This is a genomic window from Kitasatospora sp. NPDC043949, assembly GCF_056435365.1.
Map to the genome: position 1 here is coordinate 186,526 of NZ_JBWKEQ010000003.1, position 25,148 is coordinate 211,673.

Annotated in this window: 19 protein-coding genes; 14 read left to right on the forward strand and 5 right to left on the reverse strand. The window is 74.5% G+C overall.

Annotated elements, in window-relative coordinates:
* Positions 1 to 26: 26 nt before the first annotated feature.
* The gene (locus AC07AL_RS04520) at positions 27 to 1,325 is read right to left on the reverse strand and encodes an SWIM zinc finger family protein (protein ID WP_478316801.1); all 1,299 of its coding nucleotides are present in this window, start codon (positions 1,323 to 1,325) and stop codon (positions 27 to 29) included.
* A gap of 149 nt (positions 1,326 to 1,474) precedes the next feature.
* Between AC07AL_RS04520 and AC07AL_RS04525 the strand changes: the two genes are divergently transcribed.
* The 5 genes from AC07AL_RS04525 (at position 1,475) to sucD (ending at position 8,576) form a co-directional block, all read left to right on the forward strand.
* Positions 1,475 to 2,587 (forward strand): ATP-binding protein, encoded by a 1,113-nt coding sequence (locus AC07AL_RS04525; RefSeq protein ID WP_478316802.1) that lies wholly within the window; start codon positions 1,475 to 1,477, stop codon positions 2,585 to 2,587.
* Positions 2,584 to 5,013, forward strand: a complete 2,430-nt coding sequence (locus AC07AL_RS04530; protein ID WP_478316803.1) for a DUF5682 family protein — start codon at positions 2,584 to 2,586, stop codon at positions 5,011 to 5,013. The genes AC07AL_RS04525 and AC07AL_RS04530 overlap by 4 nt, the downstream gene beginning before the upstream one ends.
* 20 nt (positions 5,014 to 5,033) lie before the next feature.
* The gene (locus AC07AL_RS04535; RefSeq protein ID WP_478316805.1) at positions 5,034 to 6,197 is read left to right on the forward strand and encodes a VWA domain-containing protein; all 1,164 of its coding nucleotides are present in this window, start codon (positions 5,034 to 5,036) and stop codon (positions 6,195 to 6,197) included.
* A gap of 302 nt (positions 6,198 to 6,499) precedes the next feature.
* Positions 6,500 to 7,672: an ADP-forming succinate--CoA ligase subunit beta gene (gene sucC, locus AC07AL_RS04540; RefSeq protein ID WP_363580186.1), complete on the forward strand. Its 1,173-nt coding sequence runs from the start codon at positions 6,500 to 6,502 to the stop codon at positions 7,670 to 7,672.
* A 19-nt stretch (positions 7,673 to 7,691) separates the two neighbouring features.
* On the forward strand, positions 7,692 to 8,576 hold the full coding sequence (gene sucD, locus AC07AL_RS04545; RefSeq protein WP_063349021.1) for a succinate--CoA ligase subunit alpha: 885 nt from the start codon (positions 7,692 to 7,694) through the stop codon (positions 8,574 to 8,576).
* 70 nt (positions 8,577 to 8,646) lie between these two features.
* Here the strand turns inward: sucD and AC07AL_RS04550 are convergent, their stop codons facing one another.
* Positions 8,647 to 10,350: a sigma factor-like helix-turn-helix DNA-binding protein gene (locus AC07AL_RS04550; RefSeq protein WP_478316807.1), complete on the reverse strand. Its 1,704-nt coding sequence runs from the start codon at positions 10,348 to 10,350 to the stop codon at positions 8,647 to 8,649.
* 132 nt (positions 10,351 to 10,482) lie between these two features.
* Between AC07AL_RS04550 and AC07AL_RS04555 the strand changes: the two genes are divergently transcribed.
* Positions 10,483 to 11,982 carry a cell division protein PerM gene (locus AC07AL_RS04555; protein ID WP_400986061.1) on the forward strand — a complete coding sequence of 500 codons (1,500 nt, stop codon included), beginning with the start codon at positions 10,483 to 10,485 and terminating at the stop codon, positions 11,980 to 11,982.
* Between the two features lie 46 nt (positions 11,983 to 12,028).
* On the opposite strand, the gene AC07AL_RS04560 is transcribed toward AC07AL_RS04555, so the two are convergent.
* Positions 12,029 to 12,661: a hypothetical protein gene (locus AC07AL_RS04560; protein WP_363580192.1), complete on the reverse strand. Its 633-nt coding sequence runs from the start codon at positions 12,659 to 12,661 to the stop codon at positions 12,029 to 12,031.
* 368 nt (positions 12,662 to 13,029) lie between these two features.
* On the opposite strand from AC07AL_RS04560, the gene purN reads away from it, so the two are divergent.
* A complete protein-coding gene (purN, locus tag AC07AL_RS04565; protein ID WP_063349026.1) occupies positions 13,030 to 13,695 on the forward strand; it encodes a phosphoribosylglycinamide formyltransferase in 666 nt (221 codons plus the stop codon).
* Between the two features lie 69 nt (positions 13,696 to 13,764).
* Positions 13,765 to 15,342, forward strand: a complete 1,578-nt coding sequence (gene purH / locus AC07AL_RS04570; protein ID WP_478316809.1) for a bifunctional phosphoribosylaminoimidazolecarboxamide formyltransferase/IMP cyclohydrolase — start codon at positions 13,765 to 13,767, stop codon at positions 15,340 to 15,342.
* 131 nt (positions 15,343 to 15,473) lie between these two features.
* On the opposite strand, the gene AC07AL_RS04575 is transcribed toward purH, so the two are convergent.
* Positions 15,474 to 16,100: a hypothetical protein gene (locus AC07AL_RS04575; RefSeq protein ID WP_363580196.1), complete on the reverse strand. Its 627-nt coding sequence runs from the start codon at positions 16,098 to 16,100 to the stop codon at positions 15,474 to 15,476.
* Positions 16,101 to 16,719: 619 nt separating this feature from the next.
* Here AC07AL_RS04575 and AC07AL_RS04580 point away from each other — a divergent pair.
* The 6 genes from AC07AL_RS04580 to AC07AL_RS04605 all read left to right on the forward strand — a co-directional run bounded on the left by AC07AL_RS04580 (position 16,720) and on the right by AC07AL_RS04605 (position 22,304).
* Positions 16,720 to 17,574, forward strand: a complete 855-nt coding sequence (locus AC07AL_RS04580; protein WP_363580198.1) for a bifunctional methylenetetrahydrofolate dehydrogenase/methenyltetrahydrofolate cyclohydrolase — start codon at positions 16,720 to 16,722, stop codon at positions 17,572 to 17,574.
* Positions 17,575 to 17,609: 35 nt separating this feature from the next.
* Entirely contained in the window at positions 17,610 to 18,035 is a 426-nt protein-coding gene (locus AC07AL_RS04585) for a DUF3017 domain-containing protein (RefSeq protein ID WP_063349030.1), read from the forward strand.
* 204 nt (positions 18,036 to 18,239) lie between these two features.
* A complete protein-coding gene (locus AC07AL_RS04590) occupies positions 18,240 to 19,232 on the forward strand; it encodes a malate dehydrogenase (protein ID WP_363630717.1) in 993 nt (330 codons plus the stop codon).
* A gap of 124 nt (positions 19,233 to 19,356) precedes the next feature.
* Positions 19,357 to 20,682, forward strand: coding sequence for a hemolysin family protein (locus AC07AL_RS04595; RefSeq protein WP_363580202.1), 1,326 nt, complete (start codon positions 19,357 to 19,359; stop codon positions 20,680 to 20,682).
* A gap of 30 nt (positions 20,683 to 20,712) precedes the next feature.
* Positions 20,713 to 21,753 (forward strand): tryptophan--tRNA ligase, encoded by a 1,041-nt coding sequence (gene trpS, locus AC07AL_RS04600; RefSeq protein ID WP_363625898.1) that lies wholly within the window; start codon positions 20,713 to 20,715, stop codon positions 21,751 to 21,753.
* Positions 21,754 to 21,815: 62 nt separating this feature from the next.
* Complete coding sequence (locus AC07AL_RS04605; RefSeq protein ID WP_363630719.1) at positions 21,816 to 22,304, forward strand: 2'-5' RNA ligase family protein; 489 nt, start codon at positions 21,816 to 21,818, stop codon at positions 22,302 to 22,304.
* A gap of 1 nt (position 22,305) precedes the next feature.
* Here the strand turns inward: AC07AL_RS04605 and AC07AL_RS04610 are convergent, their stop codons facing one another.
* Entirely contained in the window at positions 22,306 to 24,816 is a 2,511-nt protein-coding gene (locus AC07AL_RS04610; RefSeq protein ID WP_478316813.1) for a CDP-glycerol glycerophosphotransferase family protein, read from the reverse strand.
* Positions 24,817 to 25,148 lie beyond the last annotated feature (332 nt).

The following is a 25,148-nucleotide window of genomic DNA, read 5'->3' on the forward strand; positions in this document are numbered from 1 at the left end:
TCGATGCTCCTGAGGTGTGCTGGACGCTAGACGGTGGTGAGGCCGATCGGACGGTCGTGGCCGGCCCAGGCCGTGACCGGGGCGAAGCCCTGGTGGCCGTACTCGCCGAAGACCGTCAGCGGGCGGCCGGTGGAGACCGCGGCCAGCCGCCACAGGGCCGCCTCCGGGAGGGCCGAGGTGCGGACGGGCAGGGTGTGGTGGCCGTCCGTCAGGTACCAGCCGTCCGGGGTGCGGACGGGCATGGCGCCGGCGAGGACGGTCGGCCAGCTGTCCAGCCACGGGTCGTCGGCGACGGCGGTGCCGTAGCCGGCCACCGCCTCGGCGACGGTGAGGCCGTCGGGCGGGCCGGCCGGGCCGGGCCCGGGGGCGCCGTAGCGGGTGCCGAGGGCGGCGCGCAGCGGGCGGGCGCCGGGGTGGAAGGCCAGGTCGGCCTCCAGCAGGTGGCCGGTGGGCAGGGCGAGGTCGGGGGCCTGGCCGGGGCGGCCGAAGGCGAGCAGCAGGGCGGTGCGGCCGGTCTTGGCGCCGCGCAGCCAGACCCGGCGGGTGGTGAGCCGCTCGTCGGCGGAGTCGCGGCTGCCGAGCACCTGCCAGCGGTCGCGCACGGTGGGGCCGGCCAGGATCTCGGCGGTGTCGGTGGGGTAGCCGACCCGGGTGCGGACGGTGGCGGCCAGTTCGGCCGGCAGCTCGTCGACGCGGGTGGCGGCGGTGGCGAGCAGGTGCAGCATCGCGTACTCCTCCAGGAGCCGGTCCTGCGGGGCGGTGTCGAGTTCGCGGACCCGGGTGGCCAGGCCGGGGGCCTGGGCGTCGACCATCCGGGCGGCGACCTCCTCCCAGGGCCCGGCGGTGGACTGGTCGGCCAGGCCGTGCCGGATCCGGTCGGCCAGGCGCAGCCGCAGCTCGGCCGCGCCGGCCGCCACCCGGGCGCCGCGCCGCTCGGCCCGGCGGCGGGCGGCGACCGGGTCGGCCGGGGGCGCGGCGCGCTTCTCGGCGCGCTCCTCGCGGGACGTGAGCCAGTCGGCCGCCCACGCGGCGGGTTCGGCGGCGGGGACGGTCTCCGGGGCGCCGCTCCACAGCAGGAGGAGCCCGAGCGCGTGCTTGCACGGGAACTTCCGGCTGGGGCAGCTGCACTGGTAGGCGGGCGTGGCGAGTTCGATCACGGTGCGGTACGGCGTGCTGCCGCTGCCCTTGCACTCGCCCCAGAGCGCGGTGCCGTCGGTGCCCGCCCCGGACCAGGACGCGGGCGAGGAGAGCTTGCCGGCCGCCTTCCGCGACGCGGCGTCAGGTGCCAGGGACAGGACGTGTTCGGTGCTCCAGCGTTCCTCCATGCGACCGACGGTAGGCGGTGCCACTGACATCGGCTGACTGCCCGTCGGGAGCGCCCCGGGGTTTGTCAGTGCCGGGGTGCAGGGTGGTTCCCACAGGCCGGGACGCCGGCCCCAGCTCCCCCCGATCACCCTGCCGCCAGGGCACCCGTGTGCCCGGCGGCCGACCCGAAGGAGCCCCCGTGACCGACGTTCTGCGGCAGCATGCCGAGGACGCCTTCGCCGGTGAACTGGCCGCGCTGGCCGCGCAGGACGACCGTCCGCGCCCGGAGCGCTGGAAGCTCTCGCCGTGGGCCGTGGCGGCGTACCTGCTCGGCGGCGAACTGCCCGACGGCACCCCGATCACCCCCAAGTACATCGGCCCGCGCCGGGTGGTGGAGGTCGCCGTCACGACCCTGGCGACGGACCGCGCGCTGCTGCTGCTCGGCGTGCCCGGCACCGCGAAGACCTGGGTGTCCGAGCACCTGGCCGCCGCGATCAGCGGCGACTCCACTCTGCTGGTGCAGGGCACCGCCGGCACCCCGGAGGAGGCCGTCCGATACGGCTGGAACTACGCCCGGCTGCTCACCGACGGCCCGAGCCGGGACGCCCTGGTGCCCTCGCCGCTGATGCGGGCGATGGCGGACGGCAAGCTCGCCCGGATCGAGGAGCTGACCCGGATCCCGGCCGACGTGCAGGACAGCCTGATCACCATCCTGTCCGAGAAGACGCTGCCGGTGCCGGAGTTGGGCGGCGAGACGCAGGCGGTGCGCGGCTTCAACGTGATCGCCACCGCGAACGACCGCGACCGCGGCGTCAACGAGCTGTCCAGCGCGCTGCGCCGGCGGTTCAACACCGTCGTGCTGCCGCTGCCGGGCTCGCTGGAGGAGGAGGTCGACATCGTCACCCGCCGGGTGAACCAGCTCGGCCGCTCCCTGGAACTGCCCGAACTGCCCGGCGGCGCCGAGGAGATCAGGCGGGTGGTCACCGTGTTCCGCGAGCTGCGGGCCGGGATCACGACGGACGGGCGGACGAAGGTCAAGAGCCCGAGCGGCACCCTCTCCACGGCGGAGGCGATCTCGGTGGTGGCCAACGGCCTCGCCCTGGCCACCCACTTCGGGGACGGCGTGCTGCGCGCCGGGGACGTGACGGCCGGCATCCTCGGTGCCGTCGTCCGGGACCCGGTGGCGGACCACGCGGTGTGGCGCGAGTACGTCGAAGGGGTGGTGCGCGAGCGCGACGGTTGGAAGGACTTCTACCGGGCCGCCCGCGAGGAGGTGCGATGACCGAGGACGTCGCGCTGCTCGGCATCCGGCACCACGGCCCGGGCTCGGCCCGGGCGGTGGCCGCCGCGCTGGAGCGCTGGCGGCCGGACGCGGTGCTGATCGAGGGCCCGCCGGAGGCCGACGGCATCGTCCACCTCGCGGCCGGGAACGGCCTGGTGCCGCCGGTCGCGCTGCTGGCCCACGCGGTGGACGACCCGGCGAGGGCCGCGTTCTGGCCGTACGCCGAGTTCTCCCCGGAGTGGGTGGCGATCCGCTACGGCGTCGAGCGGGAGCTGCCGGTCCGCTTCATCGACCTGCCCGCCGGGTACGGCCTCGGCCCCGCCCCGGAGGCCGGGGAGCCGGGGGAGCCGGGGGAGCCCGCCGGGCCGGTCGCCGACCCGCTGGCGCTGCTCGCCGAGGCGGCCGGGTACGACGACCCGGAGCGCTGGTGGGAGGACGTGGTCGAGCACCGCGCGCCCGCCGCGCCCGGTACGGACGGCGGCGGGGACGACCCGGACGGACTGGCGCCGTTCGCCGCCGTGGCGGAGGCGATGGCGGCGCTGCGCGCGGAGGGCCTCGGCGAGTCCCGGCGGGACGACCTGCGCGAGGCGTACATGCGCCAGCAGATCCGGGCCGCCCGCCGCGCCGGGCACCGCCGGATCGCCGTGGTCTGCGGGGCCTTCCACGTGCCCGCGCTGGCGGTGCTGCCGACGGTCGCGCACGACCGGGCGCTGCTCGCCGGACTGCCGCGGAAGGTGAGGACGGACATCACCTGGGTGCCGTGGACGCACCGCCGGCTCTCCCAGGCCACCGGCTACGGCGCGGGCGTGCGGTCACCGGGCTGGTACCACCACCTGTTCAGCACCGAGGGCGATCCGGTGCCGCGCTGGCTCACCCGGGCCGCCGAACTGCTGCGCGCCGAGGACCACCCGGTCTCCTCCGCCCACGTCATCGAGGCGGTCCGGCTCGCCCGCACGCTGGCGGTGCTGCGCGGCCGCCCGCTGGCCGGGCTGACCGAGACCCTGGACGCCGTCCGCGCGGTGCTCTGCGAGGGTTCGGACATCGCCCTGGAGCTCGTCCGGGACCGTCTGGTGGTCGGCGACGCGCTCGGCGAAGTCCCGGACGCGGCACCGGCGGTGCCGCTCCAGCGGGACCTCACCCGCTGGCAGCGCACGCTGCGGCTCAAGCCCGAGGCCGCGCCGAAGGACCTCGACCTCGACCTGCGCAAGGACACCGACGCGGCCCGCTCGCGGCTGCTGCACCGGCTGCGGCTGCTGGGCGTCGACTGGGGCGTGCCGGCCCGCTCGGCGGTCAACTCGACCGGGACGTTCCGGGAGAGCTGGCGGCTGTGCTGGCAGCCCGAGTTCGCGGTCCGGATCGCCGAGGCCGCCCAGTGGGGCACCACGGTGGAGGAGGCGGCGACCGGCAAGGCCGTCGGCACCGCCCGCGCCGCCGTCGAACTCGCCGAGCTGACCGGGCTGGTGGAGACCTGCCTGCTGGCCGGGCTGGCCGGCGCGCTGCCCGCCGTGATGCGGGTGCTCGCCGACTGCGCTGCCCTGGACACCGACGTCGCGCACCTGGCCGGGGCGCTGCCCGCGCTGGTCCGGGCGCTGCGCTACGGCGATGTGCGCGGCACCGACCACGGCGCGCTCGGCGAGGTCGCCACCGGCCTGGCCGACCGGATCTGCGTCGGGCTGCCGCCCGCCTGCGTCGGGTTGGACGCCGAGGGGGCGGCGGCGATGCGCGGCCGGCTCGACGAGGTGCACGGCGCGATCGGCCTGCTCGGCCCGGCCGCTCGTCCGGAGCCGGAAGGCCCGGAAGGCCCGGACGCCCCGGACGAATCAGCGGGCCCGGGCACCCCGGCAGCCTCCCCGGGCCCGGACGGTTCAGAGGGCCTGGCCGGTTCCGAGGGCCTGGCCGACCGCTGGGCCGCCGCCCTGCGTTCGCTGGCCCGCCGCGAGCCGGCCGGCGGCCCGGCCACCGGAGCCCCCGGCCTGCTGCGCGGGCGCGCCGTCCGGCTGCTGCTGGACGACGGCCGGCTCGACTCCGAGGAGGCCGCCGGCCGGCTGCGGCTGGTCCTGTCCACCGCCAACGCTCCGGCGGACGCGGCCGGCTGGATCGAGGGCTTCCTCACCGGCGGCGGCGCCCTGCTGCTGCACGACCCGCGTCTGCTCGCCCTGCTCGACGAGTGGCTGACCGGCGTGCCCGGCGAGGTCTTCACCGACGTCCTGCCGCTGCTGCGCCGCACCTTCGCCGGGCTGGAGGCGGGCGTCCGCAGCACCATCGGCGGCCGGGTCGCGGCCGGCCCGCTCGGCGAGGCCCCGGCGGCCCGGACCCCGGGCGGCACCCTCGACCGGGCCCGGGCCGACGCCGCCGTCCCGGTGGTGGCCCTGCTGCTCGGCGCCCGCCCCCGGATCCCCCGGCAGGCCGCCGGCCGCAACACCTGACACCCGTGAAGGAGGACCTGATGGCGACCACGACCGACGAACGGCTGCGCCGCTGGCGGCTGGTGCTCGGCGGCGAGGCCGACGGCACCGGCTGCGCCCTGCGCGGCCGGGACGCCGCGATGGACGGCGCCCTGGCCGCGCTCTACCGCGGCGCGCCCGAGGAGGGCGGCCGGGCGGCCCGCGGCGGCCGGCGCGGCGCCGGGCTGGGCGGCTCGGCCCCGCAGGTGGCGCGCTGGCTGGGCGACATCCGCGAGTACTTCCCGTCCACCGTCGTCCAGCTGATGCAGCAGGACGCGATCGCCCGGCTCGGTCTGGAGCGGCTGCTGCTGGAGCCCGAGATGCTGGAGGCCGTCGAACCGGACGTGCACCTGGTCGGCACCCTGCTGTCGCTCAAGCACGCGCTGCCCGAGACCACCCGGGAGACCGCCCGGGCCGTGGTCGGCAAGGTGGTCGCCGATCTGGAACGCCGGCTCGCCGACCGCACCAGGGCCACCCTGGGCGGCGCCCTCGACCGCAGCGCCAAGGTCAACCGGCCCCGCCACCGCGACATCGACTGGGACCGCACCATCCGGGCCAACCTGAAGAACTACCTGCCCGAGCACGGCACCGTCGTGCCCGAGCGGCTGGTCGGCTACGCCCGCGCCCAGCGCGCGGTGAAGAAGGACGTCATCCTCTGCATCGACCAGTCCGGCTCGATGGCCCCGTCGGTGGTGCACTCGGCGGTGTTCGGCGCGGTGCTCGCCTCGATGCGCACGCTGGACACCCGGCTGGTCGTCTTCGACACCTCGGTGGTCGACCTCACCGAACAGCTCACCGACCCGGTCGACGTCCTGTTCGCCACCCAGCTCGGCGGCGGCACCGACATCAACCGCGCGCTCGCCTACTGCCAGTCGAGGATCACCCGGCCGTCCGAGACCGTGGTCGTGCTGATCAGCGACCTCTACGAGGGCGGCATCCGGGACGGCATGCTCAAGCGCGTCGCCGCGATGAAGGCGGCCGGCGTCCAGTTCATCACCCTGCTGGCGCTCTCCGACGAAGGTGCGCCCGCCTACGACCACGCCCACGCCGCCGCCCTGGCCGCCCTGGGGGCCCCGGCTTTCGCCTGCACCCCGGACGCCTTTCCGGAGATCATGGCCGCGGCGATCGAGAAGCGCCCGCTGCCGGTGCCTGACCAGGGAGTGTGAGGATTCACCCGGACGTGCGAACCGGCCGACCGGCGGACGGGGGGTGCGCCGACCGCCCCCGTAGGCTGTCTGTGACGGTTCTCACCACGGACGGGCAGGCCCCGGGCGAAACAGTCCCGTCGTACGGGGATAACCTGCCAGACGGACGTGACGCGCGTGTTGATTGACGTGTGCGCCCGTGGCTGTGTGGGCCGCAAGGCCGTACCTCTGCGTACCCGCACCGCCCCGACGACCCGCAGCGAAGATCCTGCCGTGGCACGCTCGTAGAGACACAATCCGCGACCACGAACAAGGACAAACACGTGGACCTGTTCGAGTACCAGGCGAGGGACCTCTTCGCCAAGCACGGTGTGCCCGTGCTTGACGGTGATGTGATCGAGACCGCCGCAGACGCTGCCGCCATCGCGGAGCGCTTCGGCGGCCGCGCCGTCGTCAAGGCTCAGGTGAAGGTGGGTGGCCGAGGCAAGGCCGGTGGCGTGAAGCTCGCCTCCGACCCGGCTGACGCCGTCGCCAAGGCCGAGGCGATCCTCGGCATGGACATCAAGGGCCACACCGTCCACAAGGTGATGCTGGCCCAGACCGCGGACATCAAGGACGAGTACTACGTCTCGTTCCTGCTGGACCGCACCAACCGCACCTTCCTGGCGATGGCCAGCGTCGAGGGCGGCGTGGAGATCGAGGTCGTCGCCGAGGAGAACCCCGACGCGCTCGCCAAGATCCCGGTCGACGCCAACGAGGGCTGCACCCCGGAGAAGGCCGCCGAGATCGTCGCCGCGGCGAAGTTCCCGGCCGAGATCGCCGACCAGGTCGCCGACGTCCTGCAGAAGCTGTGGAAGGTCTTCATCGCCGAGGACGCCCTCCTCGTCGAGGTCAACCCGCTGATCAAGTCCGGCGAGGGCAAGATCATCGCGCTTGACGGCAAGGTCTCGCTGGACGAGAACGCCGAGTTCCGCCAGCCCGAGCACGAGGCCCTGGAGGACAAGGCCGCGGCCAACCCGCTGGAGGCCGCCGCCAAGGCCAAGGGCCTGAACTACGTCAAGCTCGACGGCCAGGTCGGCATCATCGGCAACGGCGCGGGCCTCGTGATGAGCACCCTCGACGTGGTCGCCTACGCCGGTGAGAAGCACGGCGGCGTCAAGCCCGCCAACTTCCTCGACATCGGCGGCGGCGCCTCCGCCGAGGTCATGGCGAACGGCCTGGAGATCATCCTGGGTGACCCCGACGTCAAGTCGGTGTTCGTCAACGTCTTCGGCGGCATCACCGCCTGCGACGCGGTCGCCAACGGCATCGTGCAGGCCCTGGAGCTCCTGAAGAGCAAGGGCGAGAACGTCACCAAGCCGCTGGTCGTCCGTCTGGACGGCAACAACGCGGAGCTGGGTCGCAAGATCCTCGACGACGCCAACCACCCGCTGGTCCAGCGCGTGGACACCATGGACGGCGCCGCTGACCGCGCCGCCGAGCTGGCCAACAAGTAAGGAAGGGGACTTTCACACCATGGCTATCTTCCTTACCAAGGACAGCAAGGTCATCGTCCAGGGCATGACCGGCTCCGAGGGCATGAAGCACACCCGCCGCATGCTCGCCTCCGGCACCCAGATCGTCGGCGGTGTCAACCCGCGCAAGGCCGGCACCACGGTCGACGTCGACGGCACCGAGGTGCCCGTCTTCGGCGGCGTCGCCGAGGCCATGGAGAAGACCGGTGCCGACGTCACCGTCATCTTCGTGCCGCCGAAGTTCACCAAGGACGCCGTCGTCGAGGCCATCGACGCCGAGATCGGCCTGGCCGTCGTCATCACCGAGGGCGTCCCGGTGCACGACACCGCCGCCTTCTGGGCGTACGCCGGTTCGAAGGGCAACAAGACCCGGATCATCGGCCCGAACTGCCCCGGCCTGATCAGCCCCGGACAGTCGAACGCCGGCATCATCCCGGCCGACATCACCACCTCCGGCAAGATCGGCCTGGTCTCGAAGTCCGGCACCCTGACCTACCAGCTCATGTACGAGCTGCGGGACATCGGCTTCTCCTCGGCCGTGGGCATCGGCGGTGACCCGGTCATCGGCACCACCCACATCGACGCCCTCAAGGCGTTCCAGGAGGACCCGGAGACCGAGCTCATCGTCATGATCGGTGAGATCGGCGGCGACGCCGAGGAGCGTGCCGCGGCCTACATCGCCGAGCACGTCACCAAGCCGGTCGTCGGCTACGTCGCGGGCTTCACCGCCCCCGAGGGCAAGACCATGGGCCACGCCGGCGCCATCGTCTCCGGCTCCTCGGGCACCGCCCAGGCGAAGAAGGAGGCCCTCGAGGCCGCCGGTGTCAAGGTCGGCAAGACGCCGTCCGAGACCGCCCGCCTGGCGCGCGAGATCATCGCCGGCTGACGTCGGTCGACCGCGCAGCGAGCGCCCCTGCCCTTCACGGGCAGGGGCGCTCGCGCGTCCGCGGACGCCGTCAGTACGGCGTGGGCCCGGTCGTGCACGGCAGCGGTGACCACAGCGGGCAGACCTCCGGACCCTGCGGCGGCGGGGCGCCCGCCCCCCGGGCGACCGCCGGCAGCTCCCACCGCGCGGCGGCCTGCGGCGCCGACTCCATCACGACCGCCTCCACCCCCGGCGTCGGGCTGCACCACAGGCTGCGGACGACGTTCGGCGGCCCGCCCGGCAGCGCCGGCACACCCGGCTCGCCCGCGCCCGCCGCCGACAGGCACATCGCCGGCTCCGGCGGCTCCGGGGACCGGAACAGCGTCACCGGCCGGATCCCCACCAGCGTCGCCAGCGCCGCCCCGCCCACCGCCGCCGTCAGCAGCGCCGCCGCCCCCGTCCGGCTCGCGGTCCACAGGCGGTGCCGGGCCCGCAGCACCGGCACCGGCGGCCGGTGCGGTTCCGGGCAGCCCCGGACCGCCGCCCGGTGCAGCAGCCCGCTCAGGCCGTCCGCGAACCCCGGCGCCGCCGGATCCGGCCCCAGCAGCTCCGGTACCCACCGGGCCAGTGCCACCCGGGCCGCCCACACCCGCCCCTCGGCCGCCGCCAGCGTCGACTCCACCTCCACCGCGACCGCCGCCGCCGGTAGGCCCAGCCCGTCGTGCAGCACCAGCGCCCGGCGCTGCGGCCGGGACAGCCGCCGCAGTGCCTTCAGCAGCGCCCGGTCCCGGTCGGTCAGCCGGTCGTGATCGGGCAGCACCGCCTGCGACTCGTCCGCCGGCCGCACCCGGATCCGCCGGTGCGGCAGCTTCCAGGCGTGCATCCGCCGGGGCCCGCCCCGGTGCCACGGGGACAGTGCCAGCTCGCACGCCCGTACCCGCACCCACCCTTCCGGATCCCCCGTCGCGGCCACCTCCGCCCAGCCCCGGCGCGCCGCCCCGAACGCCAGCCGGACGCAGTGCGCCGCCCGGTGCCGGCAGGCGGTCAGCAGGAACACCTGCTGCACCAGCCGGGTGTGCGCCTGCTCGTACAACTCCTCGAAGCTCCCGGCCGGCCCGGCCCGCTCGCCGTCGGCCGGCGTGGCCACGTGGGCGGGCCGCCCGGGGTCGGCGGCCGGGCCGTCGGGTCGGTCCTGCGCCGCGGGCGGGGTGTCGCGGGTGCCAGGCGGTGTCGTGGTGACGGCGGGTGTGCTGATGCTCCCTCCCGGGGCGTTCGGGGCGTTCGGGGCGTTCGGGGCGGTCTGGGCGTGGGCGTGGGCGGCCTGGCCGGGGTGCGCGAGGGCGGGCCCGGCGTGCTCTCCTCCGGTGCCGAGGACGGGCGGGCGCTGCGGCGCGGGGTCGGGGGTACGGGGGTCGGCGGCAGGGCCCGCCTGGACGTCGCCCGGTGCGTCGGGGCGGGGCGGTGCGTCGGGGCGGGGCGGTGCGGGGTCGGGGCTCTTCGGGCGGGCGGTGGTGAGGGCGACGGCCTCGGCCTCGGTGGCCGCGCCGAGTTTGCGCATGGCCCGCTGGACGTAGCTGCGGGCGGTGGCCGGGGTGACGCCGAGGGCGGCGGCCGACTGCTGGAGGTCGCGGCCGGCGGCGAGGTGGGCGAGCACCTGGGCCTCACGGGGTGTCAGTTTCCGTAGGAGGCGGGCCGCGTCCTGGTCGGGGTGGGTGGTCCGGGGCTTGCGGGCGCGGTTCCCGGGGGTGGGGGAGTCGGCGCCGGCGGGGTGTTCGGCGGTGGGTGGCGTGGTCATCAGACGCTCCGGGCCGGTCCGCCGGCGGCTTGGGGATCGGGTCTGAAAATGCGCATAAGCCAATAATCTGGGACACGGCGGCGGTTTGCCGCTTCACGAGGCATGGCGAGTCGCCTTGGCACCATGAGGCGCATGACGCAGCTGATGGGCCGTCCGATCCTGGAACTGCCGGGCGAACTGGGCGGACGCCCGTTGCCGGCCGACCTGTTGGCGGGGGTGCGGACGGCGCTGGTCGGCCTGGCGGTCGTCGGGGTACCGGTGCTCGGGCTCTGGGTGGCGACGCCGTACGCGGACAACGGGGCGACCGGCGCCACCCGGTTGGCGGGGGCGTTGTGGCTGCTCGGGCACGGCGCGCCGGTGCTGCGGGGGGACGCGGGCGCGCCGCTGACCGTCACCCCGCTGCTGCTGGGCGTGCTGGCGGTGGCTCAGCTGTACCGGGCCGCCGCCGGGGTGGCGTCGCGGCGCGGGCCCCGGCCGCGCTGGGGCGGTCCGGTTGCGGTGTGGGCGGGCTACTGCGCAGTCGCGGTGGCGGTGGTGCTGCACTGCACGGGCGCCGGGCTGTTCCGGGCCAGGGTGCTGCCGGACGTGCTGGTGGTGGGGTTGCTGGCCGGGCTGGCGACGGCGGCGGGCGCGCGTTCGGCCCGGGCCGCCGGCCCCGACGCCCCGCCCCGCCGCCCGGCGTGGCAACTGCTGGACCGGCTGCCCGCGCCGCTCCGACCGGTCGGCGGCGCGGCGGCGGTGCGCGGCGCGGTGCTGGCGGCCGGGGCGGGCCTGGTGGCGGCGGGCGGGGTGCTGGTGGCGGTGGCGGCGGCGCTGGACGCGGCGTCCGGGGGCGGGCACGGGATGGCGGTGCTCGGGCGCGGACCGGCGGCCCTGGTCGGGCTGCTGCTGCTCGGGGTGGTGCTGCTGCCGAACGCGGTGCTCTGGGGGACGGCGTACGCCCTGGGCCCGGGGTTCGCGGTGGGTTCCGGGACGGTGGTGGCGCCGGGCGGCACCGTGCTGGGCCCCGTCCCGGAGTTCCCGATGTTCGCCCTGCTGCCGGCGGAGGGCCCGGGCGGCTGGCGGCTGGCGGCACTGCTGCTGCCGGTGCTGGCGGGGGTGGTGCCGGCGGTGCTGCTGGGCCGGGCGGCGGCCGGCCCGTGCGCGGCGGCCGGGGCCGACGACAGCGATGGCGTCGACGACGGTGACGGGGGCGGCGACGGACCGTGGCCGCTCGCGGCGACGGTGGTGGCGGTGCTGGCGGCGGCGCTGCTGACGGGCGTCGCGGTGGCGGCGGCGGGCTGGCTGTCGGGTGGCGCGCTGGCGGGCGGCCGGATGGCCCGGCTGGGACCGGCACCCTGGTGGACGGGACCGGCGGCGGCGGGCTGGTTCGCGCTGGTGGCCGTGCCGGGCGCGCTGCTGGTCCGCCATCGGGCGCTGTGCCCCGCAACGGTCCCGGAGGCCGACGAAGAGGTCGACGAAGAGGTCGACGGGCAGACCGCCGAGAAGCTCGACGCGTACGCCGACGAGGAGGTCCCGCCTGCGGCCCGCGCCCGGTCGGCCGAGCGGCTGCGCCGGGGGGTGCTGCTGCTGCGGGCCCGCGGGTACGCCGCGGTGCTGCGCCTGGGCGGGCGGGCCCCCGGGAACGACTAGCCCTGTCCGTCCTGGGCCTTGTCCGGCAAGACCGGACGGACAGGATCTAGCCCGCGTTCCCGGTGAAGTCGACGTACCACTTGGGCGCGAACCGGTCGCAGTTCTCGGCGCCGACGGAGGTCAGCGAGTCCCGGACGCAGGTGACGTAGTCGTTGTAGTACATCCCGAGGCCGATCACCGAGGTCGCGACCACGACGGTCATCGCGCCGGTGAGGATTCCGGCGAGCGCGGCCGGGGTGAGCGGGTTCGGGGCGGCGGGCTGGTGGGCGGTGCCGGTGACGGCGGCGGCCGGGGCGGGCTTGGGGGTCCGCAGTGCGCTGATGCCCCACACGATGCCGAGCGCGCCGACGAACAGGGCGGCCCAGTGGAAGCCGACGAACAGGCAGACCAGCGCGAGCGGCCCGGCCAGCGCGGCGTTGCGGGCCCGGCGCTGGGCGGGGTCGGCGGGGTCGAGCTTGGGCGGCTGCGGGGCCGGGGGGTTGGGGCGGCCGTCCTCGGGCCGGCCGAGGCCCCAGGGATGCGGCGGCGGGAGCTGCGGGCGTTCGCCGGCGCCCTGGCCGCCGGTGTCGTCCCGGCCCTCGCCGGGCCAGGGGTTGCGCGGCTGCCACGGCTGGTCCGGGGCATCCGCCGGCGGCGGCGCGAAGGGGTTGCGCTCGCCGGTGTCGTCACCGCTGCTCATGGTTCAGCCATTCCTTCTCGGTCGGAGGGGCGGTCTCCCGCCTCCCCTATGATCCCGCAGCCGTTCGCCGGTCCTCCGGCGGCCTGCCCGCTGCGCGGGTGCCGGGCGGGCCCGTGCCCGGGGCAACTCCGCCGCGCGGGACGGAGGAGATCCCCGTCTCAACTACGCGCGTAGCGCCGCCAGGAGGGTGCGGAGGCCGTCCGACCAGCCGTTATCGTGGTGACGGTCAGCAGCTCGCAGAGGTTCCCGGGTGCCCGCGTCGCGGTGGGTTCTCCTGGTGTTCCCCCTCGCTCGACCTGCCGTTCGTAGTGGCCCCACCACCGGTGGACGTACCAGCGGGCGGCGCCCGACCTACGGAGAATCGCGCAGTGGCCGCCGCCCCCGCCCAGCTCTTCCCGCCCCGTACGCCCGGACCGGCCCGCCTGGTGGTGCTCGTCTCCGGTTCCGGCACCAATCTGCAGGCGCTGCTCGACGCCGCCGCCGATCCGGCGTACGGCGCCGAGATCCTCGCCGTGGGTGCGGACCGTGACGGCATCGCGGGCCTGGAGCGGGCCGAGAAGGCGGGCCTGCCGGTCTTCGTCCACCGGGTGAAGGACTTCGCCGACCGGGCCGACTGGGACCGCGCGCTGACCGCCGCCGTCGCCGCCCACGAGCCGGACCTGGTGGTCACGGCCGGTTTCATGAAGATCCTCGGGCCCGAGTTCATCGCGGCCTTCGCCGGGCGGATCGTCAACACCCATCCCGCGCTGCTGCCCTCCTTCCCCGGCGCCCACGGCGTCACCGACGCGCTCGCGTACGGGGTGAGGGTCACCGGTTGCACCGTCCACCTGGTCGACGCCGGGGTGGACACCGGGCCGATCATCGCGCAGGGCGTCGTCGAGGTCGTCGACGCCGACCACGCCGATGGCGGCGAAGCGCTGCACGAGCGCATCAAGACTGTCGAGCGCAAGCTGCTCGTCGACGTCGTGGGCCGGCTGGCCCGCGAGGGCCACCGCATCGAGGACCGAAAGGTATGGATTCCGGCACATGAGTGAGCGGAGCGAGCGAATCATCGAGAATGGTGCCTGGCGCGCAGCGCCCGCCGAGCGCAGCGAGGTGGGAGCATGAGTGCCAGCTCCACCACGCCCCCCGTTTCGGAGAACATCCGTCCGATCCGTCGCGCGCTGATCAGCGTGTACGACAAGACCGGTCTGGAGGAGCTGGCCCAGGGCCTGCACGCCGCCGGGGTCGCGATCGTCTCCACCGGCTCCACCGCCGGCCGGATCGCCGCCGCCGGCGTCCCGGTGACCGAGGTCTCCGAGCTGACCGGCTTCCCGGAGTGCCTGGACGGGCGCGTGAAGACGCTGCACCCCCGCGTGCACGCCGGCGTGCTCGCCGACCTGCGGCTGGAGTCGCACCGCGCGCAGCTGGCCGAGCTGGGCGTCGAGCCCTTCGACCTGGTCGTGGTGAACCTCTACCCGTTCAAGGCCACCGTCGCCTCGGGCGCCACCCCGGACGAGTGCGTCGAGCAGATCGACATCGGCGGCCCGAGCATGGTCCGCGCCGCGGCCAAGAACCACCCGTCGGTGGCCGTGGTGGTCGACCCGGCCCGTTACGACGACGTGCTGCGCGCCGTCCAGGAGGGCGGCTTCGACCTGGCCACCCGCAAGCGCCTGGCCGGTGCGGCGTTCGCGCACACCGCCGCGTACGACGTCGCGGTCGCCTCCTGGTTCGAGGCCGGCTACGCGCCGAGCGACGAGCGGTTCCCGGAGTTCCTGGGCGCCACCTGGGAGCGGCAGAACGTGCTGCGCTACGGCGAGAACCCGCACCAGGGCGCCGCGCTGTACAGCGACGGCAGCGGCGGCCTGGCCGGCGCGGAGCAGCTGCACGGCAAGGAGATGTCGTACAACAACTACGTCGACACCGACGCCGCCCGCCGCGCCGCGTACGACCACGCCGAGCCGGCCGTCGCGATCATCAAGCACGCCAACCCGTGCGGCATTGCGACCGGCGCGGACGTCGCCGAGGCGCACCGCAAGGCGCACGAGTGCGACCCGGTCTCGGCGTACGGCGGCGTGATCGCGGTCAACCGCCCGGTCACCGTCGAGCTGGCCGAGCAGATCGCCCCGATCTTCACCGAGGTCGTGGTGGCCCCCGGCTACGAGGACGGCGCCGTCGAGGTGCTGGCCCGGAAGAAGAACCTGCGGGTGCTGCTGGCCCCCGAGGCGCCGGCCAACCGCCAGGAGCTGCGCCCGGTCTCCGGCGGCGTGCTGCTCCAGGACGCCGACCGGGTGCAGGCCGAGGGCGACGACCCGGCGAACTGGCGGCTGGCCACCGGCGAGGCGCTGGCCGAGGCCGAGCTGGCCGAGCTGGCCTTCGCCTGGCGGGCCTGTCGGGCCGTCAAGTCCAACGCGATCCTGCTGGCCAAGGGCGGCGCCTCGGTGGGCGTCGGCATGGGCCAGGTCAACCGGGTCGACTCCTGCAAGCTCGCGGTCGAGCGGGCCGGGGAGCGGGCCAAGGGCGCGTACGCGGCCTCGGACGCGTTCTTCCCGTTCGCGGACGGTCCGGCCATCCTGATCGCGGCCGGCGTCAAGGCGATCGTCCAGCCGGGCGGTTCGATCCGGGACGAGGAGGTCGTCGCGGCGGCCGCCGAGGCCGGGGTGACGATGTACTTCACCGGTGCCCGGCACTTCTTCCACTGATCGCGTTCCACCGCTCGCCCGGCGCACCGCCCGGGTGACGGCATGACAGAGCGGCCCGGCTCCTCCGGAAGGGGAGCCGGGCCGCTCGTCGTCCGATCGGCTCGGACGGGGCCGGTCAGTAGTGCGGCCGGTCAGTAGCGCGGCCGGGCGAACCAGGCGACGCCGTCCTTGACGCTCATCCCGACGATCATCGTGATCGAGACCGCGAGCCACATCAGCGTGAAGACGATGCCGACCGGGTTGGCGTTGTTGGCGAACGAGCCGGCCAGCCCCAGCAGGCCGAGCAGCGCGCCGAACGAGCCGTACACCAGGGTGGTGATGCGGACCGCGGGCCCGCCCTTGCCGAACTTCACGCCCAGCGTGATGGAGAAGGCCGCGAACAGCGCGCACACGATGCCGACGACCACCAGCACGCCGGCCGCCGCGTTGCCGAAGCCGTTGAACGGGTCGCTCCCGTCGATCTCCTGGGCCCGGTTGGTGACCTCCTTGGCCGCCGCGGCGGCTATCAGGTAGATGCCCCCGCCGATGATCTGCACGGCGCCGATGATGAACAGCAGCACCCGGGTGGTGACCACCAGGCCCGGCATGTTCTGAGGGACGGCCGGCGGGTAGCCGTAGCCCGGTCCGCCGTAGCCCGGCGCGGGCGGCGGGTAGCCGTACCCGGCCGGCGGGGCCTGCTGGGGGTAGCCGTAGCCGGGAGCCTGCGGGGGCTGGCCGTACGGGTTGTTCGGGTTGTTCGGGTCGGGCGGGTAACTCATCGATGCCTCCGGGCAGTTGCGGGGACGTGGGGACGGGACGGAGGGCCCGGTTCCGGTTGGCGAGTCGGGTCGCCGGTGGAACGGGACGCTAACGGAGGGGAGTGACAGCCCGGAGCGGAGCCGGGCGCGGCCGGCTCAGACGCGCGGTGAGAGCGCTGAGAACGGTGAGAGCGGAGTCGTCGACGGGCCCGCTGCGGGCAGGACGGCGCCGCAGTGGTCGGGCGGCTCGGTCTGAAGTGGTCGGCTCACGTGCTCTTTCCCCCGGGTACGCCCCCGCCGGGTGTCCGTCGGCCCGTGACCGGGCCGGGTCGCGGCAGGGAATGCCCGCATATCGTCAACCGGACGGCGGGGCCGTGTCCAGCCGGTTCCGCGCGCCGGACCGAGACTGTGGCGCAACCGCAACGTGGTCCAGGCCTTCCGTACCCGTCCGACCGGAAGCCGGAGGTGGGGCCCGCCTCCGGCTCCCGCCCGCCGAGCGCCCGCCGGACGCCCATCGAGCGCCCATAGAGCGCGCGCCGAACGCCCATCGAGCGCGCGCCGAACGCCCACCGAGCGGACGGCGGGAGCTCGAAGACGGGCCCTGGTACGGCGGCTTGCCCCGATCCGGGAGAATGGGGTCATGACTGCCCAGATTCTCGATGGCAAGGCCACCGCCGCCGCGATCAAGTCCGAACTCGCCGCCCGCGTGGCGGTCCTCAAGGCGAAGGGCGTCACGCCCGGCCTCGGCACCGTCCTGGTCGGCGACGACCCGGGCAGCCGCTGGTACGTCAACGGGAAGCACAAGGACTGCGCCGAGGTCGGCATCGCCTCGATCCAGCGCGAGCTGCCCGCCACCGCCACCCAGGAGGACGTCGAGAACGTCGTCCGCGAGCTCAACGCCGACCCCTCCTGCACCGGCTACATCGTCCAGCTGCCGCTGCCCAAGGGCCTGGACCAGAACCCGGTCCTGGAGCTCATGGACCCGGACAAGGACGCCGACGGCCTGCACCCGACCTCGCTCGGCCGGCTCGCCCTGGGCATCGAGGGGCCGCTGCCGTGCACCCCGCTGGGCATCGTCGAGCTGCTGCGCCGGCACGACGTCGAGATCGACGGTGCCGAGGTGGTCGTGATCGGCCGCGGCGTCACCGTCGGCCGCTCGATCGGCCTGCTGCTGACCCGCCGCAGCGAGAACGCCACCGTGACCCTGTGCCACACCGGCACCCGGGACCTCGGCTACCACCTGCGCAAGGCCGACATCATCGTGGCCGCCGCGGGCGTGCCGCACCTGGTCAAGCCGGAGGACGTCAAGCCGGGCGCGGCGGTGCTGGACGTGGGCGTCAGCCGCAGCGAGGGCAAGATCGTCGGCGACGTGCACCCGGGCGTGGCCGAGGTGGCCGCCTGGATCTCCCCGAACCCCGGCGGCGTGGGCCCGATGACCCGCGCGATGCTGCTCAACAACATCGTCGTGGCGGCCGAGCGCCGCGCCGGCGTCTGACCCCGCGACCGACACCACCACGAGGGACGGCGAGCATGACGGAACCGCGACCGGCGCGGACCCCGCGCAGGCCGGTCAAGACCACCGGCACCCTGCCGCCCGAGGGCGCGGCCGCAGCCCTCGGGCGCGACCACACCCTGCCGGTCCGGCAGTGGCCGATAACGCTGGTCCTGCTGGTGGTCGGGGCCGGCCTCGCGGTCACCTGGTTCGCCGACTTCAAGGACGGCTTCAAGTACGGGCTGCTGATCCTCGGCTGCGGGGTGCTGCTCGGGGCCGTCCTGCGGCTGGTGCTGCCCGAGGTCGGGATGCTGGCGGTGCGCAGCCGCTTCACCGACGTGATCGTGCTGACCTTCCTGGGAGCGTCGATCGTGTTGCTGACCCTGGTGGCGCAGCCGAACCCGTGGCTGGAGATCCCGCTGCTCGACAACATCGGCAAGTTGATCGGCCGGCCCAAGCACTGACGCCGGGGTGACCGTGACGGCCCCCGCCCTGCGAGCCAGGGCGGGGGCCGCCGTCCGTTGTGACGCATCAGCCAGGCCCGCACCCGCGGCGTACGCTTCCCTTTGCGATAACCTGACGCCGGTCTCTCGATGTCGAGAGATCATCCTCGGCTCCAGCGCGCCGGTGTGCCTGGGGCACCTGGCGATCTGCTGGAGAAGGTAGAAATGACCCGCACCCCCGTCAACGTCACCATCACCGGAGCGGCCGGCCAGATCGGCTACGCGCTGCTCTTCCGCATCGCCTCGGGCCACCTGCTCGGTGCCGACGTCCCGGTGAACCTGCGCCTCCTGGAGATTCCGCAGGGCCTCAAGGCCGCCGAGGGCACCGCCATGGAGCTCGTCGACTGCGCGTTCCCGCTGCTGCGTGACATCACGATCACCGACAACCCGAACGAGGCCTTCGACGGCGCCAACGTCGCGCTGCTGGTCGGCGCCCGTCCGCGCACCGCCGGCATGGAGCGCGGCGACCTGCTGCAGGCCAACGGCGGCATCTTCGGCCCGCAGGGCAAGGCGATCAACGACCACGCCGCGGACGACATCAAGGTCCTGGTCGTCGGCAACCCGGCCAACACCAACGCCCTGATCGCCCAGCGCAACGCCCCGGACGTCCCGGCCGAGCGCTTCACCGCGATGACCCGCCTGGACCACAACCGCGCGGTCGGCCAGCTCTCCATCAAGACCGGTGCGCCCGTCTCCGACATCAAGCGCGTCACCATCTGGGGCAACCACTCCGCCACCCAGTACCCGGACGTCTTCCAGGCCGAGATCGCCGGCAAGCCGGCCTTCGAGGCCATCGGCAGCGACCAGGCCTGGCTGGACGAGACCTTCATCCCGACCGTCGCCAAGCGCGGCGCGGCCATCATCGAGGCCCGTGGCGCCTCCTCGGCCGCCTCGGCCGCCAACGCCGCCATCGACCACGTGTACACCTGGGTCAACGGCACCGCCGAGGGCGACTGGACCTCCATGGGCGTCGTCTCGGACGGCTCCTACGGCGTCCCGCAGGGCCTGATCTCCTCCTTCCCGGTCACCACCAAGGCCGGCAAGTTCGAGATCGTCCAGGGCCTGGAGATCTCCGACTTCTCGCGCGCCCGCATCGACGCCTCGGTCAAGGAGCTGACCGAGGAGCGCGACGCGGTCCAGGAGCTGAGCCTCATCTGAGCCCCGCGGCACCGCTTTCCCGACGGCCCGCCGTCTCCTTCCCGGAGGCGGCGGGCCGTCGTGTGACCGGCCGTCGCTCGTTCTTCCACTCCCCGGGCGCCGGCCGGTCTTACACTGACCCGCTGTGAACGAAACCCTCGGGGACGCCCTGCTCGTCCTCGTCTTCATCCTGCTGGGCGGGCTGTTCAACGTCGCCGAGATCTCGCTGATCTCGCTGCGCGAGGGCCAGATCCGGACGCTGGAGGCGCTCGGCACCCGGCGGTCCGCCCGGGCCGCGCACCTGGCCGCCGACCCCAACCGCTTCCTGGCCGCCGTCCAGGTCGGCGTGACCTGCATGGGCTTCCTGTCCGCCGCCTTCGGCGCGGACACCCTGGCCGGCAAGGTCGCGCCGCTGTTCGTCCGGGCCGGGCTCACCGAGGGCGTCGCCGACGCGGTCGCCCTGGTCGGCCTCACCCTGGTGATCAGCTACGTCTCGCTGGTCCTCGGCGAACTCACCCCCAAGCGGATCGGCCTGCAGCGGGCCGAGTCGATCGCGGTGATCGCGGCCCCGGTGGTGGACGTGATGTCGGTGGCGCTGCGCCCGGTGATCTGGCTGCTCGGCCACTCCACCAACCTGATGGTCCGCCTGCTGGGCGGCGACCCGGCCGCCGGCCGTGGCTCGATGAGCTCCGAGGAACTGCGCGGCCTGGTCGCCGCCAACACCGAACTCGGCAGCGACGAACGGGCGTTGATCGCGGACGTGTTCTCCGCCGGGGAGCGGCAGCTGCGCGAGGTGATGGTCCCGCGCACCGAGGTGACCTTCCTGGACGCCGAGCGCCCGCTGGCCGCCGTCCGGCACCAGGCGGACACCTCGCCGCACTCGCGCTACCCGGTGGTCGAGGGCAGCGCCGACGCCGTGGTCGGCTTCGTGCACGTCCGTGACCTGTACGGCGCGCGCGGCGAGCAGGCCGCCAAGGTCCGCGACCTGGCCCGCCCGGTGAAGCTGCTGCCCGGTACCAAGCGGGTGCTGGAGGCGATGGGCGAGATGCGCCGCGAGGGCCACCACCTGGCCATCGTGGTGGACGAGTACGGCGGCACCGCCGGGATCGTCACCCTGGAGGACCTGGTCGAGGAGGTGATCGGCGAGATCCGGGACGAGTACGACCGGCCGGAGACCGCCGCCACCCGCCGGCTGGTCGGCGGCGGCATGGAGCTGGACGGCCTGCTCAACCTCGGCGACTTCACCGAGGAGACCGGCGCCACCCTGCCCGAGGGCCCGTACGAGACGGTGGCGGGCTGTCTGGTCGCCTCGCTCGGCCGGCTGCCCCGGGACGGCGACCAGGTGCGCGTCCCGGTCGAGGGCGGTGGCGGGGTGCTGCTGACGGTGGCCAAGCTGGAGGGCCGGCGGATCGCCCGGGTGAGGGTGAGTGCGGTCACACTGGCGGAACCTCCTGGGGCGGACGTTTCCTGAGCGCCCGGTGGAACTGGAACAATGGCCCGCATGGTCAACGCAGCGGTCACTGGTCCGGTCAAGGACCGTCCCCGGGTTCTCTCCGGCATCCAGCCCACCTCCGGCTCGTTCCACCTCGGCAACTACCTGGGCGCGGTGCGCCAGTGGGTGGACCTGCAGAAGGAGAACGACGCCTTCTACATGGTCGTCGACCTGCACGCGATCACCGTCTCGCAGGACCCGAAGGAGCTGCGCGAGAACACCCGGGTCTCCGCCGCCCAGCTGCTCGGCGCCGGCCTGGACCCGGAGCACTGCACCCTGTTCGTCCAGTCGCACGTGCCCGAGCACGCGCAGCTCGCCTGGGTGATGAACTGCCTCACCGGCTTCGGCGAGGCCTCCCGGATGACCCAGTTCAAGGACAAGTCCGTCCGACACGGCGCGGACAGCACCACGGTCGGCCTGTTCACCTACCCGGTGCTGATGGTCGCGGACGTCCTGCTCTACCAGGCGGACGCCGTCCCGGTCGGCGAGGACCAGCGCCAGCACCTGGAGCTCACCCGCGACCTCGCCGACCGCTTCAACACCCGCTACGGCCCGACCTTCACGGTGCCGAAGCCGTACATCCTCAAGGAGACGGCGAAGATCCAGGACCTCCAGGACCCGGGCGCCAAGATGAGCAAGTCCGCCTCCTCGGACAAGGGCCTGGTCAACCTGCTGGACGAGGCGAAGGTCAGCGCCAAGAAGTTCAAGAGCGCCGTCACCGACACCGGCACCGTCGTCTCCTACGACGAGGACGGCAAGCCCGGCGTCTCCAACCTGCTGCGCATCCACTCCGCGCTCAGCGGCCAGTCGATCGACCAGCTGGTCGCGCACTTCGAGGGCAAGATGTACGGCGCCCTGAAGACCGAGCTGGCCGAGCTGTTCACCGAGTGGGTCACCCCCTTCCAGGAGCGCACCCGCTCCTTCCTGGACGACCCGGCCGAGCTGGACCGGGTGCTGGCGATCGGCGCCGAGAAGGCCCGCGAGGTGGCCGCGCAGACGCTGGAGACGGTGTACGACCGGGTCGGCTTCCTCCCGGCCGCCAAGCGGTGACTCCCCTCACACGCCTGCCCGATGGTGACGGTCTCCCCGAGGCCGTCACCATCGGCGTGTCCGTGAGCGTTCCGGATCCGTACGGTGCGCAGATCCAGGACGCCCGGGCCGGGCACGGCGATCCGCTGGCCCGGTCGATACCGACGCACGTCACCCTGCTGCCGCCGACCGAGGTGCCGGCCGAGGCGCTGCCGAAGATCGAGGAGCACCTGGCGGCGGTGGCGGCCTCGCACCGGCCGTTCCGGATGCTGCTGCGCGGCGCCGGCACCTTCCGCCCGGTCTCCCCGGTGGTGTTCGTCCGGGTCGAGGAGGGCGCGCAGGAGTGCCGGCTGCTGGAGGCGGACGTCCGCTCCGGCCCGCTGGCCCGCGAGCTGGCGTTCCCGTACCACCCGCACGTGACGGTCGCGCACGGCCTGCCGGATGACGCGCTGGACCAGGCGTACGCGCAGGCGCGCGGCTTCCGGGCGGCCTTCCCGGTGCCGGGCTTCGGCCTCTCCCGCTTCGACGCGGACGAGGTCTGGCGGCCCTGGCGGAGCTACCTTTTCTCCTGAACTACCGGACTGACCTTCCGAGTTCGAGCATCCGGTCGACCACCCGGCGGGACGCGCCGCCGTCGTCCAGGACGCAGTGCTCGGCCCGGAAGCGCCGGTGGCGCTCCGCGTACCCGGGCGGCAGGTCCGCGCCGGAGTCGGCGAGTTCGCGCAGCGCGCCGAGCAGTCCGGCCGAGGTGGGGACGAGCGGGCCGGGGGCCTGCGGCTCGAAGTCGAAGTAGAAGCCGCGCAGGGTGTCGCGGTAGTGCTCCAGGTCGTAGGTGAAGAAGAGCACCGGGCGGCCGGTGACGGCGAAGTCGAACATGATCGACGAGTAGTCGGTCACCAGGACGTCCGCGACCAGCAGCAGCTCCTGCGGGTCGGGGTAGTCCCCGCAGTCGTACAGGAAGCCGTCCCCGGCGCCCGGTAGCGGCTCGCGGACGTGCGCGTGCGGGCGGATCAGCAGCACGTGGTCCCGGCCGAGCAGGCGCCGGGCGTGGTCGAGGTCCAGCCGCAGGCCGAGTCGGAAGCCGTCGCCGTCACCGCGCTGCTGGTCCTCGCGCCAGGTCGGCGCGTACAGCACGATCCGCTTGCCGTCCGGGATGCCGAGCCGGTGGCGGACGGCCGCGGCGGCGGCCTCGTCGGGGCGGGCGAGCACGTCGTTGCGCGGGTAGCCGGCCTCCAGGATCTCGCCATCGTAGCGGAACGCGCGGCGCAGGATCGGGGTGGCGAACGGGCTGGGGGAGAGCAGCAGGCTCCACTGCGGGGTCTCCCGGTCGAGCGCCTCCAGGTAGCCGTGGTCGGCCAGCCAGGGGTTGTCGACGTCGTGGGCGATCCGCTTCAGCAGCGAGCCGTGCCAGGTCTGGAGCACCACCTGGCCGGGGCGGCGCTCCAGGAAGTCCGGGAAGTGCGTGTTGCCGACCAGGTACCGGCAGGTGGCCAGCGCGCGGTACCACTCCGGGCTCCAGATCCGGACGGCCCGGACCCCGGGCGGCAGTTCGGCCTGGGCGTCGTCGACCACCCAGAGGTGCTCCAACGGCGCTCCGCGGCGGGCCAGTTCGGCGTGCACCGCGCGCGGGGAGTCGGCGTAGCCGCGGCCGCCGAACACGTCGTACAGCACGGCCTCGCGCAGCGGTTCGCGGCGGGCGGCGGGGTAGTGGACGGCGCGCTGGCGGCTCTGCGTCCAGGCGCTGCGCTCGGTGGGGGTGAGCACCGGGGTGGAGTCCACCAGCAGGGTGTCGTGCCAGCGGCGCTGGAGCAGGATCCGCTTGCCGCCGGCCGTGGTGGCGGCGGGCAGTGCGGGCAGGGCGGCCGGTGCGGCGAGCAGCGGGCGGCTCGGGCCGGGCCGCCCGGCGGGCGTCAGCGCGGCCTCCCAGATGCCCTTGCGCAGGGGCAGTGCGGTGCCGTCGGCGCCGGTGCGGGTGGCGGGCAGCAGGACCTTGAAGCGGCCGTCCTGGTCGGCCTCGACGGGGGAGCGGACCTCGCTCGCGGTGCCGGTGTGCCGCAGGACGAGCTCCAGCCGGTCCGCGGCGCGGTCCGGGCAGCGGCCGGTGAGCTCGAAGCCGCCGGCCCGGACCGCGATCCGCTCGACCAGGCCGGCCGCGGGCTGGACGCACACCTGGAGCCGGCCGTCGGCGAGGTGCTTGAGGTAGAGGGCGCGGTCCGGGGTGTCGGGCAGTCGGTGCTGGCCGGCCACCGGGCCGCCGCGCTCGTCCGGGCAGAGCTGCTCGGTGCTGCCGTCGGGGTGCAGGAACTCGGTGTCCCAGTGCTCCAGTTCGCCGCTGCCGCGGCCGTCGGCGGTGAACGGCCGGTACGGCAGGTGGACGGCGAAGGTGTTGCCGGTGCGGGCGACCGGCCGTTCGATCACGGCGTCGCTCTCCCGGTGGCGCAGCCGCAGCACGGTGCCGGACGGGCAGGTGTCCGCGCTGCCGCGCAGGTCGAGGCCGTCGGCGGTGGGGGTGGCGTGGGTGAGCCGGACACTCGGGCGTTCGAGCCGCAGGTGGAGCCGGCCGTCGGTGAAGTGCGGCTGGAGGCGGACGTCGTGGTCCACCCAGTGGGCGGGCGGGTACTCGCCGGAGCCGCACCAGTGCGGGGCGAGGGCGCCGTACCGGCGGCGCAGCCGGGTGGGGCGCGGGCGGGTGAACAGGGTGGTCTCGATCTGCCAGTCGCCGAGCAGCCAGTCGGTGCCGTGGCGCAGCCGGCCGGGCTCGATCAGGGCGGTGAAGCCGGACCAGTCGTGGTTGAACTCGGGCTGGGCGCTGTCGTCGGTGACCTCGGGCAGCCGGCGGGGCCGGGAGCGCAGGTGGACGGGCGGCCTGCTCCCGTCGGCGTGGCGCAGGGTCAGCCAGGTCCAGGCGGAGCCGGGGCGGCCGGTGTCGAGGTCGTCCGGGCGGGCGAAGCCGGTGAGCTCCAGGCCGCGGCCGGTCCAGCGGGCGCGCAGCAGGCCGAAGGTGACGTCCTCGTCGGCGGCGGGCTGGTCGGTGCTCACGCGGGGGTCGGCGTGCGGAAGGACGAACCGTGTGAGCGCAGGCATGGCAGGGGTCCTTCGGGACGGGGGCCGGGCCATGGGCGGTGGACCGGGGCCGCCGGACCGATGCCGAGAGGAAACCGGGGCCGAATTCATATCCCATACCGGGACGCCGTCCGGGGTCAACAGTGTGGACCAGAGAATTTCCCGTGAAATTCACCGACAAAACACTAGTTCGAGTGCAATGCGCAGGCAAAGGCCGGGGATATTGTCAGGGAATTCCCAGGAAAACGCGGAGGGGGGGGGGGGGGGGGGGGGGGGGGGGGGGGGGGGGGGGGGGGGGGGGGGGGGGGGGGGGGGGGGAGGTATCCTCGTTTGTTTCGGCGTTTGAGGTCTCC